We start from the raw sequence: 18273 nt of genomic DNA on the forward strand, positions 1-18273 counted from the left end.
TCTGAAGTAATTGCCGAGTCCCCTAACAATTATAGAGCATTTTAATTTTGGCTTGCGAACTTGCAAAATTGGGGAGGGAAGACAAAGTATTGAATGTATTTGAAACAGGATTGGAAATTAGTAATGATTTAAAAATATAGAATATGACCATCATTTCCAAATCTTAAAAGCATACATCTAAATATTCCTGAAGAAGAGCTAGAAAAACTCATAATATCTAGGAATGAATATTACACCAAGGAAACTTTATATGAATACTTCCAAAAATATAATGGTAAATTAGTCATAAAATATTATGATGAAGATAATCATATGAAGGCATCTAGGTGCTTTTATAGTAAAGGGACTATTGAGTTAGCTAGTAACATTAATACTAAACTATGGTATGGGTTCGTTAAAAGTTGAACTGACCCCAGAAAGTTTGACAAGTCGTTTCATTAGGCAGCTTTTAGGGCATGAGTTCGATATTGTATCGGGCTCATGCCTTTTAATTTTGCCTTAATTCGTTTGTGATTATAATAATCGATATATTTTTCAAATTCTTATTTAAAATGTTCTATGCTTTCAAAATCTTTTAGATAAAGAAATTCAGATTTCATAATACCAAAGAAACTTTCAATAATCGCATTATCGTAACATCTTTGATACAAGTGAATAGGTTGGTCTTGAATCAATTGTATAAGCGATTATCTCTCAATTAAATAGATCTAACATCGGTGATAAGTAGAGCTTCTCGCCGCATAATTTAAATTCTGTTATGTCTGTAACTCATTTTTCGTTTGGCTTTTTAGCCTTAAAGTTACGTTCTAAAATATTTGGCGTAATCTTACCTACTTTCCCTTTATAAGAGCGATATTTTTTCATACGAACTAGGCTCTTTAAACCTAACTTTTTCACAATTCGTTGAACTTTTTTAAATAAGCATTCTCCATACGCAAACGCTCCAATTCAGCTTGTAATGCTTCTACTGACTCTTCTGTTTGTGTTTGTTTCTTAATTGATTTTTGATTGTCCTTAGTCATAGACTGACGCCCTTTTTTCTTAGATTTAAGGGCGTCTACTCCTTTTTGACGTAGCTGAATACGCCATTTTCTAATAAGTCCAGATGAAGAAATATTAAAAATAACTGCCGTTTCGTTTGGAGACGTCCCATTTTCGAACATATAATTTAGTAAGCCTAGTTTATACTGTACAAAATACGTTGTATAGCCTTTTTCAAATGCTCGGATTCCATGATATTCAAATTGTTTTATACATATTCGAACCACGTCGTGATTCGCTCTCAATGATTTCGCAATATCTTTTATACTCTCACTTCCATCTTGATAATGTATTGCTGCATTCATTTTGTTTTCTGAAGTAAATTTAGTTATAAAAAAACTACACCTCCAATTGTTAGACTGTGTCTAACAATTGGAGGTGTAGTTCATAAGAAGTAACCTGTTTTTATTTATATATTAAAAAATCGGCGGAGTAACAGAAAATAAGACTACCGCATTTTTCTCAAAATGATTCACCCATTTATGCTTTAAATAAGCAGGTATTTTTACACTGTCACCAGTTTCTAATACGTATTCTTCCTCATTTAAATATAATGTGATTTTCCCTTCTAAGACAAATGCTAATTCTTCTCCTTTATGTTCTAGCACATTTTCTGATGAAGCTGTATTAGGCGGGACGGTCATAATTGCTGTTGCTAAATTTCCAGTGAAATCAGGTGAAAGCATTTCATATGATAAATTATCGATAATCATTTTCTTTCGTTTATGGGAACGTACAATTAAATCGTCTGTATTTGTATCTTCAAGTAAAAAGCTAAATGTTGGTACATCAAGAGCTTTAGCAAGCACTTTTAATGTTTGAATAGAAGGGTTAGCGGACCCACGTTCAATTTGACTTAACATAGATGGTGTAATATTGGCCATCTTTGCTAGTTCTTTACTAGTTAAACCTTTTTCTTTTCTTTGTTTTTCAATTTTTTTACCAATATCTATATTTTCCATAATGAAAATCTCCTTAAGGATTATTAAATTATATTTAAATAAATTAAATTAAAATTAACTAAAGTGAACGATTTGTGTTAAACTATATTAAAATTAATTTAATTATAATTTATTATATGGTGAGCTACAAGGATATAAGGAGGAAACAAAATGAAAGAAATAGGGGCATTACAAGCAGAATACCCATTAGTGAATAAACTTATTGCAACAGAAGAAGTATTTTGGATAAACCCACACATAGAAAAGTATGAAAGGGCAATAAAAGATTCACCACTTAATGAAGAGAATGTAAAAGATGCGGAAGAGAGATTAAAGCGTTTTGCACCATATATTGCGAAAGTTTTTCCTGAAACGAAAGGGACGAACGGCATAATCGAATCACCTTTAGTAAAAATACCTTCTATGAAAGAAGCTTTAGAGACAACTTACAAGCAACCTATTTTAGGAGAATTATTATTAAAATGTGATAGTCATCTTCCGATATCAGGATCAATTAAAGCTAGGGGCGGCATTTATGAAGTGTTGAAACATGCTGAACAACTAGCATTGCAGCACGGTATGGTAACAGAAGAAGATGATTATTCCATTTTAGATAGTGATACATGTAGAGAGTTTTTTGCCAAACATTCAATTGCAGTAGGTTCTACAGGAAATTTAGGGCTAAGCATTGGGATTATGAGTGCGAAACTAGGTTTTAACGTAACGGTTCATATGTCAGCAGATGCGAAACAATGGAAAAAAGATTTACTAAGAAGTAAAGGTGTAAACGTTATTGAATATGAAGATGATTATAGTAAAGCAGTAGAAGAAGGAAGAAGACAAGCGGATGCGGATCCTAGCTGTTATTTTGTAGACGATGAAAACTCACATGATTTATTTTTAGGATACGCAGTAGCAGCATCACGATTACAAAAGCAATTAGAAGAGTTAGAGGTTGTAGTAGATAAAGACCATCCTTTATTTGTTTACCTTCCGTGCGGAGTAGGAGGAGGACCGGGTGGAGTAGCATTCGGTTTAAAGTTATTGTATAAAGACAATGTTCATTGTTTCTTTGCAGAGCCTACGCACTCTCCATGTATGTTACTCGGCTTAATGACAGGACTTCATGATAAAATTGCTGTTCAAGATATCGGGATTGATAATGTAACAGACGCGGACGGACTAGCGGTAGGAAGACCGTCTGGATTTGTCGGGAAAACGATGGAACCATTTTTGAGTGGGAATTACACAGTAAGCGATGAAGAGTTATATAGATTGTTAAAAGAACTAGCTGATACGGAGAATATTTATTTAGAGCCTTCTGCACTAGCAGGTATGATAGGGCCAGTGAAAGTATGTAAAGAAGATGAGTATTTACAAAAGCAACAGTTAACAGAGAAGGTGAAAAAAGGTACTCATATTGTGTGGGGAACGGGTGGAAGTATAGTTCCAAAAGATGTAATGAATGAATATTATAGGAAAGGTTTGGAATTAACGGTATAAGAAAAATGAGGCTAGTTGTAGCCTCATTTTTTCATGTACATAAAAATCTTTGTTATTTTCACAATAGTTCTTTATAGTATATATAAAGGATAACTAATATTGAATAAATACAACAAAAAGCTTTATTTTACATAATAAGAGGATGTGTATACGATGTCATTACAGACTAAATATATAGCGGGTATTTCGCTTGGGGTTATGGGTGTAGGCTTTGCGGCTTCTATCCCTTTTCAAGGAACGATAGCTGGAGAGATTATACAAGGGGGATTTGAAGCTGGGTTAGTTGGCGGGCTTGCAGATTGGTTCGCAGTTACAGCATTATTCCGTCACCCGATGGGAATTCCAATTCCGCATACAGCTTTGTTACCTAAAAACCGTAAACGAGTAACGAAAGGGCTCATCAATACGTTAGAAAATGAGTGGCTAACGAAAGAAAGTATTACGAATAAAGTAAAAGAAATGCAGCTAGCACAAATGGTGCTACAAATTGCAGAGAGAGAAATACAGTCTGATGCTGTGAAAAAAGGCATTGTAACGATTGCTGAGAAGGCGATTGTTTCAATCGATACAGAAAAATTAGCGGTTATTATTGAAAAAGAATTAAAGACGTATTTACATACAATTAATACAAGTAACATCTTACAAGTGCTTGTTGATCAATTAGTTGTGCAAGAATATGATGAGAAGACACTTGATTACATTTTAGTAAAAGTGAAAGATTGGACAGCACAAGATGAAGCACGCTACCAGCTTGGAAGTTTAGGTATGAAGGCGATGGAAAATATAAAAGTAGATGGATTCTTACAGTTTACATTGAAATCGTTTATGAATATTGTAGATGAAGATAAAATTGGCGGCATTTTGCAGAAGTTTATTATTAGCAATATTAACAGCTTACAAGATGCAGATAATAGCACGAGACAACTTATATTAGCGAAAATTCGTCAAGAAATTATAAATGTAAAAGAAAATGAAGCGTTACTACAAGAATTAGAAAATTGGAAAGAAAAATGGATTGCCAATTGGAACGCTACTGACAAAATAAAAGAGATGCTAGAGCAAGTACAGCAAAGAGCAGTTGCTTTTGTAAATAATGAAGAATTTGCTGATAAATATGTTATTCCATTTTTACAAAAACAAATGAATAAAATAAAAGAAGATGAACAGACAGTTCAAAAAATAGAAGATTGGTTACAAAAACAAGTTGTAAGTCTTGTTGAGAAGAACCATTCGAAAATTGGTAAGCTTGTACAAGAAAACCTTGATAAGTTAGATGATAAGACGTTAATCGAAATGATTGAAAATAACGTCGGTAAAGATTTACAGTGGATCCGAGTAAACGGGGCTGTTTGCGGATTTATGATTGGATTAGTGTTAGAAGGAATTAAAGCGATTATATGAGAAAAACCTTCCGCAATTGCGGAAGGTTTTTTATTTTTCGAGAACACTCATATTCAAATTATAAGCTTTCTCAATATTTAACTTGTACGTCCCATTTCCAGTTTTAATCGAATTTTTATACCAATGTTCTTGGCTGTTTAATTCTGGATGTTCTTCTGAAGAAGTATTTTCGTTTTTCGTTAAATCTTCTACTTGTTCCCAAGGTGTACTTCCATGTGTTTCTTTTTGATTCGTTACTGCTGTTAAAGATACATCACTTTCTTTTGCAAGATGGACAGACACTCTTGAGCTTTCCTGTACAAACCAATTATTTTGTAATTGACCTGGATAAAGAGATAGTTCGTTATTTGAAGCACGGATTTCCACATTTTTATTTTGTGGAAGAACAAGCGTTGGTTTCACTTGTGGTGCTGAATTAAATAACGTATGCTGAACAGGTAATGATTTTAAAGTGATATACATCGTTTCTCCAGCCGTTTGAACTGAAAGGAAATCATCTCGTTTTAAATTGAGTTTTTCATTTGCTTTCGTTGTCATTTCATAAGTTCCCAAAAGATGAATTTGATTTGTATTATTTCCCTCTATCGTTAGAGGTTGATGTCCTGCATCTACTACGATTTTTTTGATAGATTCAGGTATATCAAATTGTCCGTCTGGAATATTACTCGTTTGCCTCGTTGTGTTAATAGAGTGACGAACTTCTTCTAGTAATCCAGTTGATAATAAACAGTAAAAAGCAATTCCGACGCTTCCTAAAACGCCGATAAAGAAAATACTAAAAATATCATATTTAATAAATGATTGTTCCTTCTTAGAAAATAGAAGGTATAGTAAAACTTCGGCTCCAAGTATGATAAGTAAAACTGGCCACCATGCAGTTAGTGTATCTAATACTTGAATTCCTTTTACGACTGAAAATAGTAAAAAGCATCCTAACGATATAATAGAAAGCCCCATTGAGAATGTTCCAACACGCCAAGTCCTCATTCGCTTGTCCCACCTTTGTTTTCTTTATTTCCAAGTAACAATTTAAAGCCGCCGCCAATTAAAAGGAGCGCAACGATAGATGTTTGGAAATAGCGATAATATAGTTCACTAAGATGAATATTAAATATAGTTGCAAAATAATCATTCAAAATAGGAAGGACTGTTTGATTTAATAAATAATAACCACCGAGTGTAATTAATCCGATACCGATCCATCTTTGATGATTTATAAAATAATCGATAATGGGTTCGTCTTGAACTCGTTCTTTTCCGTATTTTGCTGTTTGCTGTAACGCATCAAAAAAGCTATAGAACCAAATGATTGGTACTAAAAACAAAAATGCAGAAAGTCTTAATAAGTCGAGTAAATAAATAGATAGTAAGAAGGCTGCCATAAGCTGAAGACCACGGCGTTGTAAGCCTAAATACATATGACCTGCTCCAGGGAACATCGCTAAAATAGAAGCAAATGTTTTACTTTTCTTTCCCTGCTCTTGATGTTCTTCAAAATCTTCGAAAATAGTACGATCAATTAATTGCTCGTCGCGTTCTTTTTTCTGTAGTTGCTGAACAACGTCAAAGAAATTATAAATCCATAAAACAGGTAACGTAATAAGGAAGATAAGGAAACTTCCTTGAGATGTTAATAAAGTCACAAATATAATCATGCTGCCTAAGCCAGCGCAAGCGACTAAAAACGTAAGACCGCGTTGCATAAGTCCTAATTGGAAATGGCCAAGTCCAGGGATGATAGATAGGAGAATGATATAAAATCGTTCGCTCTCTTTAGAGGAATTTATCAATTCTCCAGCTTCTTGTTTTTTCGTTTGTTTTATAATGGTGATAACTAAATCTAGTAAGTTAATTGCCCATAGAACGGCTAGTAAAAATAGAGAAAGAAAAGCAATATCACGTTCTCTTACTACTATTGTACAAAATACTGCAAAGGAGAATAGAAATAAAGATCCTCCGCTATATAAAATAAACCGTCCTAGCTTTTTTAAGTATAAATGTCCAAGCCCAGGAATTAGCCCTAATACAAGTGCTAAAAAGGGATTTTTATTCATGCTTTGAACCTCCGTTCTTTTTGGATGTGTCTACCGATTTGTTTACAATTTGTTGTGAAATAGAAGACTCGTTATGTTTTGAAGATTTCTCGAAATTTGATGTCGCTGTAAAAATATATTGGAATAAACCACTTACCATAAAAATAATTGTAGCCGCAGTCGCAATTATGTAGTGAATGATTGTGCGCTTTAGTGAGTTTGTTTTTATATTTTTATTAGACTGTAGTGTTTCAAAATTAATTTGCGTCATAACTTCGTTCGTAAATGAATCATCATTTATCATTGGAAGGTTTTCATGTTGTTCATCAATACTTTCCATATAAAGTGCTAAACAATCATCACATTCATAAAGATGTTCTTCCATAGATTCACGTTCATTGCTTTCTATAAAATCTAATGTATAATTGCGCCAATCTTCTTTTGAATAATGCATCATAGAAACTCTTCCTCCTTCCAATGTTTTTTAATCCATTTTCGTGCCCGATACAGTTTCATTTCGACTGTTTTTACTTCGATGTTTTCCTGTAAAGCAATTTCTTGATAACTTTTTTCTTCTAAGTAATGTGCGAGAACGACGTCACGGTAATTTTCGGGAAGTTCTCTCAGTTTTTGAGCAATGAGTAATTTTTGCTCTTTCGTCAATAGTAAAGCTTCAATGTTATGAGAGGATTTTATATTTTCCTCTGTTTCTTTACATAAGGAGAGTTCTTCGTTTTCTCTAGCTTTCTTTCTCTTATAATCAATAGCGTGATTGGTGGCAATACGTGCCATCCACGTTTTTAATCCGCGAAATTGATAATTTGGGAGAGAGGTGTGAATTTTTACGAATACTTCTTGTGTAACATCTTTCGCATCTTCTTCATGTCTTAAAATAGAAAAGATAACTTGAAAAATATAATGACGATATGTTTGTACAAGGATACGAAAAGCATGCTCGCTTCCTTGCTTTGCTTTTTCAATTAATTGTTTTTCCTCAATCGGTCTCTCCCTCCTTTTTGACGCATTCTATTATATAGACGTAAAGAATGATAAGTCACCCTACACATATTGTAAAAAAAGAATAATATATTTTTTGCAGGAGAGCTAGATGAAAAAAGGTGTGAAAAAATGGTAAAGAGAAGTATATAATGAGCAAGTAGGAAATGTTACGGGAAGAAAGGATGTGAATGTTAGTAGGGGAAGGGCCATACTAACAAACATGAAAATTAAAATATTAATAGCGGATGATAACTCTTTTATTAGAGAAGGCATGAAAATTATTTTAAATACATACGAAGAGTTCGAAGTGGTAGATACTGTAAATGATGGGGAAGAAGCTGTAGCATATTGTAAAAAGCATGAAGTTGATATTGCTCTTTTAGATGTTCGTATGCCAAATATGAACGGTGTAGAGGCGACGAAGTTCATTTGTGAAGAGACGAAAACAAAACCGCTTATTTTAACGACGTTTGATGATGATGAGTATATTTTGGATGCAGTAAAAAACGGAGCGAAAGGTTATTTATTAAAAAATAACGATCCGGAGCGTATTCGTGATGCGATAAAAGGAGTATATAACGGTCAAACTGTTATGCAAGATGTTGTCCTCGATAAAATTAAGTCTAATTTAATGGAAAGTAAGGAGGAAGAATGTAAAATTGATAAGAGCCTTTTCACAGAAAGGGAGCTTAGTATTATCGCATTAATTGCAAAAGGTTTCTCAAATAAAGAAATTTCGAAACAGCTTTTTATATCTGAGGGAACAATTGCAAATTATATTACGTCAGTTTTAGGGAAAACTGGACTTGAACATCGCACACAAATTGCGATTTATTACTTAACAGGGAAAGTAGATTAATGATATGGAGTTTTGGTTAACTGTAAGTAAATTAATTGTCTTTTTATATATTGTGTTTAGTTATATTTACGCAAATGTAGCAAATTTACCATGGGTTATATTTACATTACTTATTTACCTCTCTGTAAACGTAATGATTTCTATATTTAAAAAAGATATGTATAAAAAAATATTAATCTGTATGTCCATTGGCATAGTTATGTTATTTACATGGAGGATTCATCCATTTTTTATTTTGTTTTTACCTTTGAACTTATACGAAATTACATTCCATTACATAGAAAAGAATTGGCCACGCTTTGTCGTTATGATGCTCCCAATTACGATTGCAGATGAAAGTATTCGAATGACTTATGGATTAATTGTTGCATTTTCTTTTCTCGTTTTAACTATGGCAGATCGATATATATCGCGTGTAGTAAAGCTTGAATCACAAAATGATAAGATGCGAAAAGATATGCAACGACTTACGAAAAGCTTACATGAAAATAAAGAGTACATAAGACAATCAGAATACACATTTAAGCTAGAAGAGAGAAATCGGTTATCGCAAGAAATTCATGATAAAATTGGTCACTCGATGACGGGTGCACTTATTCAAATGGAAGCAGCAAAAAGATTAATGGAAATAGATAAAGAAAAATCTGCGGAGTTATTACAAAATGCAATTCACATTTCAAAAGATGGAATTGAAAGTATTCGCATTACATTAAAAAATATGAAGCCACCAACTGAGCAAATTGGTATTCATCGTATGAAATTATTCATAGAGGAATTTGCCGGTAAGAATGATGTGAATATTCCTTTTGTATACAAAGGGAACTTAGATATGATTTCTCCCATTCAGTGGAAAATTATCGGTGAGAATGTTACAGAAGCACTAACAAATGCAATGAAATATGCTGATGCGACAGTTATTTCTATAGATATTCATGTGCTTAACAAGATGGTTAAGGTGCAAGTGAAGGATAACGGGAAAGGCGCAGCTTTTGTTAAGAAAGGTCTCGGTATTATGGGGATGGAGGAGCGAACAGCATCAGTAAACGGAAAAATTATTGTAGATGGAACAAGTGGTTTTTCAGTGACAATGTTGTTTCCGATATAAGAGAATGGGATGAAGATGAACCATCTCATATGAAAAAAGTGAATATTCTCATGTGAAAAGAATGAATTTCTGCACTGAGCAGGTTCATTCTTTTTGTTTATAATAACAGCAGAGAAACCGAAATAGGGGTGAAATGATGAATACATTAGAAATTAAAAATTTAACGAAAAAATTTGGTGATTTCATCGCAGTTGATAATATGTCTTTATCTATTAAAGAAGGAGAAATATTTGGCTTTTTAGGATCGAATGGTGCTGGTAAGAGTACGACAATTAATATGATTGCTGGTTTGTTAAGAAGTAATGAAGGTGAAATTAGCATACTAGGAAAAAATATAAAGAAACATAATCGATTTGCAAAGATGAATATTGGTATTGTTCCGCAAGATATTGCGATTTATGAAGAGTTAACTGCTTATGAAAATGTGAAGTTCTTTGCTGGATTGTACGGATTAAGAGGGGCCGAACTAAGAGCGAGAGTAGAGGAAGCACTTCAATTTGTAGGACTTAGTGATAAACAGAAAAGTTATCCGAAAAACTTTTCTGGCGGGATGAAAAGAAGATTGAATATTGCTTGTGCAATTGCACATAGACCGAAGTTAATTATTATGGATGAACCGACAGTTGGAATTGATCCACAGTCAAGAAACTATATTCTTCAGTCTGTCCGGAAGTTAAATGAAATGGGAAGCACTATTATTTATACGAGTCACTACATGGAAGAGGTAGAAGAGATTTGTACGAAAATAGCGATTGTAGATCACGGTAAAGTGATTGCAGAAGGTACGAAAGAACAACTAAAATCGATTATTACTGATACGAAAGATATTTGGATTGAAGTGAAGTCGGTGGAAAATTTAGACGTGGAAAAATTAAAAGAGATAAACGGTGTGAAAGCAGTTCAAATTGAAGAAAACGTAATTAAAGTGAATTCTGATGCGGGATTAAATAATTTAAATAAAATCATTCAACACTGTATCAATCATGATATTGAAATTCGTTCATTAGAGGAGCAGGCTCCCAACTTAGAAACAGTATTCCTTACATTGACGGGAAGAAACTTACGAGATAAATAAAAAGTAAATGAAGAAAAGGTAAAGGGAGGTTCATCAATTGAACATCTTCAATATTGCAATTATGCATATTAAAAGAGATTTCAGAGACGTAAGAACTTTAGTTTTTATGTTAGCATTTCCGATTGTGCTTATGCTTGTGTTAGGAACAGCGTTAACCAACGCATTTAATAGTGATAGTCATTCGATTAAAGATATACAAGTGCTATATAAAGATGAAGCGAGTAGCACGTTTTCTCAATCATTTGAAGCATTTACGAAAGAAGTGGATAAATCAGGTATTCATTTTAAAAAAGCTTCCGGCAGTATAGATGGGAAAGAAGAAGTGAAGAAAAATAAATATGCTGCTTATGTAGAGTTAAATAAAGATGGTGCAAAATTTTATGGGAGTGACAAAAGTAGTATTGAGGGAAGTATTGTGGAGGGAATGCTTACAACATTTGTTGATAAGTACAATGTAGCGGTCGAAGTTGCAAAAGTAGATCCTACTAAGGTTAGTACGGTTATTTCAAACGGAAATCATAATGATTATATAAAAGAAACATCTTTACAAGCTGCGAAAAAACCAGGTTCTATGGATTACTATGCGGTTGTAATGACAACGATGATTGCACTATATGCTGCGATGGGAGCGAGTTCTTTAATTCGAGGAGAACGAATACGTAAAACAGGAGATCGTCTCATTGCTGCACCTATAAGTAAAGCTGAAATATTCATTGGAAAAGTACTTGGTAGCCTAGTAGCAAATGCCCTGTGCATATTACTCGTCATGTTATTTAGTAAATTTGTTTTTCAAGCGAATTGGGGCGACCATCTTGGAATCATATTTCTTATTTTATTAACACAAGTCTTTCTAGCAATTAGCTTCGGTTTAGGAATCGGATATATCACGAAAACAGCTGAAGCGTCTAGGGCAATTATTATGGTTGTTGTGCAATTAGCTTCTATTTTTGGAGGTGCATATTTCGTAGTAGAAGAAAATTTCGTTACGAATTTATCGCCATTAACTTGGGCAAATACAGCTGTTATGAAAATTATTTATGCAAATGATGTAGGGGCAGCACTACCAGTCATTTCTTTAAACATTGGAATTTCAGCACTCTTTTTATTAATTGCAATTATTGCATTACGTAGACGGGAGGGGCTATAGCATGAAGGATATTTTATGGCTCATACAAAAAACGTTATCTGTGCTTTTGAAAAATAAAAAAAGTTTACTCATTATAATTAGCTTGCCGATAATAGGGACGCTCATTTCCTTTTCGATATACGGAAATGCAGGGCAAGGAACGTTAAATATCGGGATTGTAAATAAAGAAAATGAGCCAATAGCAAATGATACGATAAAGTTTTTAGAAGGATTAAATCATGTGAATGTGAGTAAGGTTAAGGAGTCTGAAGTAGAAGATAAACTCACTTCCAAAAAACTTGATGGAGTTATTACATTAGATTCTGGTTTTTCAAAAAGTGTTCGAGAAGGGAAACCAGAGCATATTGAAATTTCATCGATTAAAGGTGATCAAGTAACAGGATTTATAAAATCATATTTATATAATTATATTGATAATATAGCAGCTATTAGTAAAGTAGCAGGAACAGATCAAAGTATATTCGACAATATGTACGCAGGGTATCAAAAAAGTTCATTTAAAATGAAAACTGAGACGCTAGAAGATACTTCGAAAAATAAAGATATGACAAATCAAACGATGGGTTACCTTATTATGTTTATGCTGTTTTCAGCAGCGAACTTATCAGGTCATATTTTAAAAGAAAAAGAGAATAGAACGTACTTTAGACTATTATCAACGCCGATAGATGGGAAGAAGTTCATATTATCTAATGTCGGGGTAAATATGATAATACTAACAGTACAAATTTTGATTACAATCCTATTCCTAACGAATGTTTTTCATACGAATATCAATATGCCTTTCATAGTGATGATGGGCGTACTAATGCTATTTGCATTAATCGCAATTGGAATATCATTAGTCCTTGTAGCTTTTTCGAAAAACTCAGCATCGGCAAATGCGATGCAAAACATGGTCATTGTACCAACATGCTTACTAGCGGGTTGTTATTTCCCATATGACATTATGCCAAGTGCAGTACAAAAAGTAGCTAATTTTCTTCCACAGCGCTGGTTGTTAGACACAGTATCGAAACTACAACAAGGAATACCATTCTCGGAGTTGTATTTAAACATTTTAATTTTATTCGCTTTCGCAATTGCATTCTTCTTAATTGCTATTTATAAGTTTGGAAGAAATAATGATGCGAGGAATTTTGTTTAATGTGAAAAGGTGTGGCTTAATGCCATACCTTTTTTTGAAATTTAGAGTATCTTTTGTAGTATAGGAATGCTTTTGTAGAGCACTTCGTTATGTGAAGCATGCAAAACATATTTATTTCCCTCTAGAAGAAAAACGCTATGTAGAACAGCGTTACCGTCACCATGTTTTGTAAGTAAATCACCGACGACTTTGCCGTCTGTCCATTTCAGTTTGGAATGTGAAGGGACGACTTGTAAATATTGAATTGTTTCCTCTCCATCTCCGGCAATGAGTGTCGTTTCAATATTTCTTTTTTGTATAATAAATCTATTTTCATTTAATGTATCGAGGAAAGGGTTTTTCGTTTTCATCTTACTATAAGGAAGAAATGTAATAGAAGAGCCGGATCTTATAAATAAATAATTTCCGTAATCTTTACAAGGAATAACATCTTGTAATCCTGGAAAGTAAATGTGTATCGCCTCAACTTTATTCATTTTATGTAAGATGCTTAAGTAACAAATATATTGTTCCACATAAAAATGAACGATATTTATTTTAGAAGAGGCATGGATAGGGAGAGTACCTCCAGTCCAATAACTATAATTTGGTGAAGATCCAGCGTTTGGTGTGCAGAGTATTATAAGCTGATTTACATCATTTTTATATGTTGCACTTTGAACGTAAGAACGTCCAAGAAGGCCGCCCATACTATGACAAATTAGATTTAGTTTATCGCAACCTGTAATCTTTTTAGCATAAGCAATCGTTTGTAATAAATATTTTTGTGTAGAAAAAACAATACGCTGCCGCCAGTCATAAAAACAGATGAACAAATCTTTATTTCGTTCGTACCCCATACTTTCTAGCATCATGATGAATGGTTCGTAAACAAATGCAGAAAGTCCAAAACTCCAATTACCAGTGCCGGGAATAATAATATTGCTCATTGAACCGAAAAGACCTGGGATAAAAACAATAGGAGTTTTCCCTTTTCTCATATTCGTATCTCCTTTAACTGTTTAGTATCAATAAAAATAAGAAATACATTTCGTATGAAAACATATTTAAATGAAACACTACGAAATAGTAAGGAATATGATTGGAAGGAAACCAAAATGATTAAAAAAATATTAAGAGTTACTTCTATTATTATTGCTATTTTCGTTTTTATTTTAATTTGGATGCATATCGATGTTACCTTAGGTAGGAAAATGGAAGCCGGGAAAAACATGCCGACAGAGTATGCGCCTCATTATAGTGACTTTCAATTATATGTAGAAGGGAAGTCTTTTTATAAACAATTATTTACTGATATAAGAGAAGCGAAAAGCTCCATCTACACTTATTTCTTCATTTTGTCGGATGATAAAAGTAGTCATACTTTTTTAAACTTATTAAAAGAGAAGGCAAAAGAAGGAGTAAACGTCTATTTATCAGTTGATCGCATTAATGATTTATCATTTGAAAGAAAGGTGATAAATGAATTGCGGAAAAGTGGTGTACATTTTACATATAGTAGAAAACCTACATTGCCATTCGGATTTTATTCACTTCACCATCGTAATCATCGCCGTATTACGACGATTGATGGGGAGATTGGCTATACAGGCGGATTTAATATAGGAGATGAGTACTTAGGGAAAGATAAGCGATTTGGATATTGGCGTGATTATCATGTACGACTTAAAGGAGAAGGAGCAAAAGATTTAGAACAGCAATTCGCTTTAGACTGGAAACGAGATACGAAAGAAGAGATAAAGAGAAGTACGAATAAAGCTAGTAAAGGGAATACATTACATACTATGACTAGTTACAATGGGCATTACGTTGCTGAAAAATATATAGAGCTCATAAAACAAGCTCAGCACTCCATTGTAATTGCAACGCCGTATTTTATAGCAAAAAATAAAGAGTCCATGAATGCTTTAATCGCAGCACAAAAGCGTGGTGTTACAGTAAAAATACTTTGGTCATATAAACCAGATCTACCTCTTATAAAAGAAGCGGCGTATCCATACATACGTCAAGCTGTTAATAATGGGATTACTGTATATGGGTATAAAAAAGGAATGTTCCATGGCAAATTAATGCTTATTGATAATGAATTAACCGTTATTGGTACAACAAACTTTACTTCGCGTAGCTTCAATATAAATGATGAAATGAATTTTTATATTTATGGTGGTCCTATTGTAGGACAAGTTAATAAGGCGTTAACAGAGGATTTTCATGATTCGAAAGAAATGACGAAAGAGTTTTTTGAAAAGTTATCTTTTTGGGAGCGTTGTAAGGAGAAAGTGGCGGGATTGGTTGACTTCTATTTGTGATGATGAATTAGGAAAGGGTGCCTACAAAAGACACCCTTTTTTGGTGGGAAATCATTATTTTTCATGCACCAACATCGTAACATCATCATTAATCAACGTCCCCACATGTTCGCCTAAACATATTTTTTTCATGACTCCAGGCTCATCAAAGTTAAAGACATGTGCTGGTAAATTGTAGTCCCGGGCAAGCAGTAATGCCGCTTGATCCATAACTTGTATATTTTGTCTAACGACATCATTATAGTTTAGTTTGCTGTACATTTTTGCTGATTTGTTATGCTTCGGATCACTTGTAAAAACACCGTCGACACCCTGTTTTGCGACTAATATGGCATCACTATTCATTTCAATGGCTCTTTGTACACTTGGATAATCTGTCGTCACGAACGGTTGCCCGTTTCCGCCTCCAAAGATAACGATATAACCGTTATCTAAATGGTGGACTGCACGCAAGCGAATGTATGGTTCAGCTACTGCATTAAATGGAATGGACGTCATAACGCGTACTTCTCTATTTGTTTTACTTGTTAAAACACCGCGAAGCATTAAGCTGTTAATGATTGTACCTAACGTACCGATATTATCAGCTTCTACGCGATCGATTCCCCATTCTTCAGCTAGATGCCCCCTAAAAATGTTACCGCCACCGATGACGATGGATACTTCGATACCTAAATCAACAATGGATAAAATTTCGTTTGCGATATGTTCTAATCGTTTGGAGTTAAAGCTATTTCCAGTTTGATCGGCAAGTGCACCGCCGCTTAATTTAATTAAGACACGTTTATATGGTCTCATAACAATTCCCCCTATATAGATCGCAATAAAAAAGGAACAAAGGCGAATGCCTTTGTTCCTTTTTAAGAAAATGAAAAAGAAAAGAAGAAGATAGGACGAATTGCTTTGTATAGTTTTTCATAACATCCACTCCTTTTCATTTTGATTTGTTTTAAGTATATATCTTTTTGATTATACGAAACAATCTGATTACTTATCAAGTTTATTTTATCGTTTTTTAACAAAATGGTGTCAATGAAAAAAAGAAGAAAAATATTTGAATTTTTTGTGACGAACTTGTAGGTTTTTGTATGATTTTGTAGGTTCGCTTATAAGATGTGTGAGTAGCTTTTATAAATTCAAATTGAAAGCGTTCGCATGAAGGGGATGAACATAAATGAAAAAATTCGGATTGGCAACACAAATTTTTGTCGCGCTTGTTTTAGGGATTGTAGTAGGGGCGGTCTTTTATGGCAATAAAACGGCGATTTCTTATATCACACCAATTGGGGATATATTTATTCACTTAATTAAAATGATTGTAGTACCAATTGTTATTTCAGCATTAATTGTTGCAGTAGCTGGTGTAGGAGATATGAAGAAGCTTGGGAAACTGGGTGGTAAGACAATTCTTTATTTCGAAATTATTACGACGATTGCTATTTTAATGGGATTACTTGCAGCGAATATATTCCAACCAGGTACTGGTGTTGATATGAGTAATTTACAGCAAAGTGATATTTCTTCTTATAAACAAACTGCAGATGCAACAGAGAAGAAAGGTTTTGCTGAGACAATTGTTCACATTGTACCGAAAAACGTATTTGAATCGATTGCACAAGGTGACCTATTACCGATTATATTCTTCTCAGTACTATTCGGCTTAGGAGTTGCAGCAATTGGAGAAAAAGGAAAGCCAGTCTTTAACTTCTTTGAAGGTGTACTCGAAGCCATGTTTTGGGTTACAAATCAAGTTATGAAATTTGCACCATTTGGTGTATTCGCATTAATTGCCGTTACGGTTGCAAAATTTGGTGTAGCAACATTACTTCCGCTAGGAAAACTAGTGCTAGCTGTATACGTAACTGTTATACTATTCGTTGTGATTGTATTAGGTATTAATGCACGAATGGTTGGAGTAAACATTTTTACATTAATGAAAATTTTAAAAGAAGAACTGATTCTTTCGTTTACGACAGCAAGTTCAGAAGCTGTTTTACCTAATATAATGAGAAAAATGGAAGAGTTCGGTTGTCCAAAGGCAGTTGCCTCTTTCGTAATTCCGACAGGTTATACATTTAACTTGACTGGATCGGCTATTTATCAAGCATTAGCGGCATTGTTTGTTGCACAAATGTACGGTGTGCACATGTCACTAACGGAGCAAATAACGTTATTATTCGTTCTCATGTTAACATCCAAAGGTATGGCGGGAGTTCCAGGTGCATCGTTCGTTGTTGTATTAGCAACGTTAGGTTCAATGGGGTTACCACTAGAAGGTATCGCATTAATTGCGGGAATTGACCGCATTTTAGATATGATTCGCTCATCTGTCAATGTATTAGGAAATGCATTAGCGGCCATTGTTATGTCGAAGTGGGAAGGCGAATTCGATAATGAGAAAGCAAAACAATATGTAGAAACAGTCAAAGAAACAAAAGCAGCATAAGAAATCGTTAAGGAGTGAATAATCATGGCAACATTAACTGAAGTTAAAAATGGTGTTCGAATTGAAAAAGATTTTTTAGGTGAAAAAGAAGTACCAAACTATGCATACTACGGCGTACAAACAATGCGTGCAGTTGAAAACTTCCCAATTACAGGATACAAAATCCATGAAGGTTTAATTAAAGCGTTCGCAATTGTAAAAAAAGCAGCAGCGCTTGCGAATACAGATGTAGGAAGATTGGAATTAAACAAGGGCGGTGTGATCGCA

Annotated in this window: 16 protein-coding genes and 2 pseudogenes; 10 read left to right on the top strand and 8 right to left on the bottom strand. The window is 33.8% G+C overall.

Going from position 1 to position 18273, the window contains the following annotated elements; translation table 11 throughout:
* Positions 1 to 437 precede the first annotated feature (437 nt).
* A pseudogene (locus tag DN404_RS25870) lies at positions 438 to 1373 on the bottom strand (IS3 family transposase).
* 84 nt (positions 1374 to 1457) lie between these two features.
* Positions 1458 to 2003: a helix-turn-helix domain-containing protein gene (locus DN404_RS25875; protein ID WP_000427653.1), complete on the bottom strand. Its 546-nt coding sequence runs from the start codon at positions 2001 to 2003 to the stop codon at positions 1458 to 1460.
* 150 nt (positions 2004 to 2153) lie between these two features.
* On the opposite strand from DN404_RS25875, the gene DN404_RS25880 reads away from it, so the two are divergent.
* A complete protein-coding gene (locus tag DN404_RS25880; protein ID WP_149215623.1) occupies positions 2154 to 3485 on the top strand; it encodes a D-serine ammonia-lyase in 1332 nt (443 codons plus the stop codon).
* Positions 3486 to 3638: 153 nt separating this feature from the next.
* The gene (locus DN404_RS25885) at positions 3639 to 4886 is read left to right on the top strand and encodes a DUF445 domain-containing protein (RefSeq protein ID WP_000058294.1); all 1248 of its coding nucleotides are present in this window, start codon (positions 3639 to 3641) and stop codon (positions 4884 to 4886) included.
* Between the two features lie 30 nt (positions 4887 to 4916).
* Here the strand turns inward: DN404_RS25885 and exsE are convergent, their stop codons facing one another.
* From exsE to DN404_RS25905, 4 genes are read right to left on the bottom strand one after another with little or no spacing between them, the layout of a single operon-like run.
* Positions 4917 to 5873, bottom strand: a complete 957-nt coding sequence (gene exsE / locus DN404_RS25890) for an exosporium protein ExsE (protein ID WP_016122260.1) — start codon at positions 5871 to 5873, stop codon at positions 4917 to 4919.
* Complete coding sequence (locus tag DN404_RS25895) at positions 5870 to 6940, bottom strand: hypothetical protein (protein ID WP_001039112.1); 1071 nt, start codon at positions 6938 to 6940, stop codon at positions 5870 to 5872. The genes exsE and DN404_RS25895 overlap by 4 nt, the downstream gene beginning before the upstream one ends.
* Positions 6933 to 7376: a hypothetical protein gene (locus DN404_RS25900; protein ID WP_000972345.1), complete on the bottom strand. Its 444-nt coding sequence runs from the start codon at positions 7374 to 7376 to the stop codon at positions 6933 to 6935. The genes DN404_RS25895 and DN404_RS25900 overlap by 8 nt, the downstream gene beginning before the upstream one ends.
* Positions 7373 to 7918 carry an RNA polymerase sigma factor gene (locus DN404_RS25905; protein WP_306418681.1) on the bottom strand — a complete coding sequence of 182 codons (546 nt, stop codon included), beginning with the start codon at positions 7916 to 7918 and terminating at the stop codon, positions 7373 to 7375. The genes DN404_RS25900 and DN404_RS25905 overlap by 4 nt, the downstream gene beginning before the upstream one ends.
* A 220-nt stretch (positions 7919 to 8138) precedes the next feature.
* On the opposite strand from DN404_RS25905, the gene DN404_RS25915 reads away from it, so the two are divergent.
* The 5 genes from DN404_RS25915 (at position 8139) to DN404_RS25935 (ending at position 13251) form a co-directional block, all read left to right on the top strand.
* On the top strand, positions 8139 to 8777 hold the full coding sequence (locus DN404_RS25915) for a response regulator transcription factor (RefSeq protein ID WP_000694093.1): 639 nt from the start codon (positions 8139 to 8141) through the stop codon (positions 8775 to 8777).
* 4 nt (positions 8778 to 8781) lie between these two features.
* Positions 8782 to 9882, top strand: a complete 1101-nt coding sequence (locus DN404_RS25920; protein ID WP_000397682.1) for a sensor histidine kinase — start codon at positions 8782 to 8784, stop codon at positions 9880 to 9882.
* Between the two features lie 136 nt (positions 9883 to 10018).
* Positions 10019 to 10957 (top strand): ABC transporter ATP-binding protein, encoded by a 939-nt coding sequence (locus DN404_RS25925; RefSeq protein WP_016122261.1) that lies wholly within the window; start codon positions 10019 to 10021, stop codon positions 10955 to 10957.
* 37 nt (positions 10958 to 10994) lie between these two features.
* Positions 10995 to 12104: an ABC transporter permease gene (locus tag DN404_RS25930; protein ID WP_001020154.1), complete on the top strand. Its 1110-nt coding sequence runs from the start codon at positions 10995 to 10997 to the stop codon at positions 12102 to 12104.
* Between the two features lies 1 nt (position 12105).
* Positions 12106 to 13251 carry an ABC transporter permease gene (locus DN404_RS25935; RefSeq protein ID WP_000651880.1) on the top strand — a complete coding sequence of 382 codons (1146 nt, stop codon included), beginning with the start codon at positions 12106 to 12108 and terminating at the stop codon, positions 13249 to 13251.
* Between the two features lie 41 nt (positions 13252 to 13292).
* Here the strand turns inward: DN404_RS25935 and DN404_RS25940 are convergent, their stop codons facing one another.
* Complete coding sequence (locus DN404_RS25940) at positions 13293 to 14231, bottom strand: esterase/lipase family protein (RefSeq protein WP_001225397.1); 939 nt, start codon at positions 14229 to 14231, stop codon at positions 13293 to 13295.
* 117 nt (positions 14232 to 14348) lie between these two features.
* Here DN404_RS25940 and cls point away from each other — a divergent pair, with 117 nt between their 5' ends.
* Positions 14349 to 15560: a cardiolipin synthase gene (gene cls / locus DN404_RS25945; protein WP_016122263.1), complete on the top strand. Its 1212-nt coding sequence runs from the start codon at positions 14349 to 14351 to the stop codon at positions 15558 to 15560.
* Between the two features lie 54 nt (positions 15561 to 15614).
* Here the strand turns inward: cls and pyrH are convergent, their stop codons facing one another.
* Complete coding sequence (gene pyrH / locus DN404_RS25950) at positions 15615 to 16358, bottom strand: UMP kinase (RefSeq protein ID WP_001248059.1); 744 nt, start codon at positions 16356 to 16358, stop codon at positions 15615 to 15617.
* Positions 16359 to 16734: 376 nt separating this feature from the next.
* On the opposite strand from pyrH, the gene DN404_RS25955 reads away from it, so the two are divergent.
* Positions 16735 to 18006, top strand: a complete 1272-nt coding sequence (locus tag DN404_RS25955) for a cation:dicarboxylate symporter family transporter (protein WP_000713293.1) — start codon at positions 16735 to 16737, stop codon at positions 18004 to 18006.
* A gap of 24 nt (positions 18007 to 18030) precedes the next feature.
* Positions 18031 to 18273: pseudogene (locus tag DN404_RS25960) on the top strand (lyase family protein); the annotation flags it as partial.

The sequence above is a fragment of the Bacillus sp. TE8-1 genome (assembly GCF_008368855.1).
Classification (GTDB): domain Bacteria; phylum Bacillota; class Bacilli; order Bacillales; family Bacillaceae_G; genus Bacillus_A; species Bacillus_A cereus.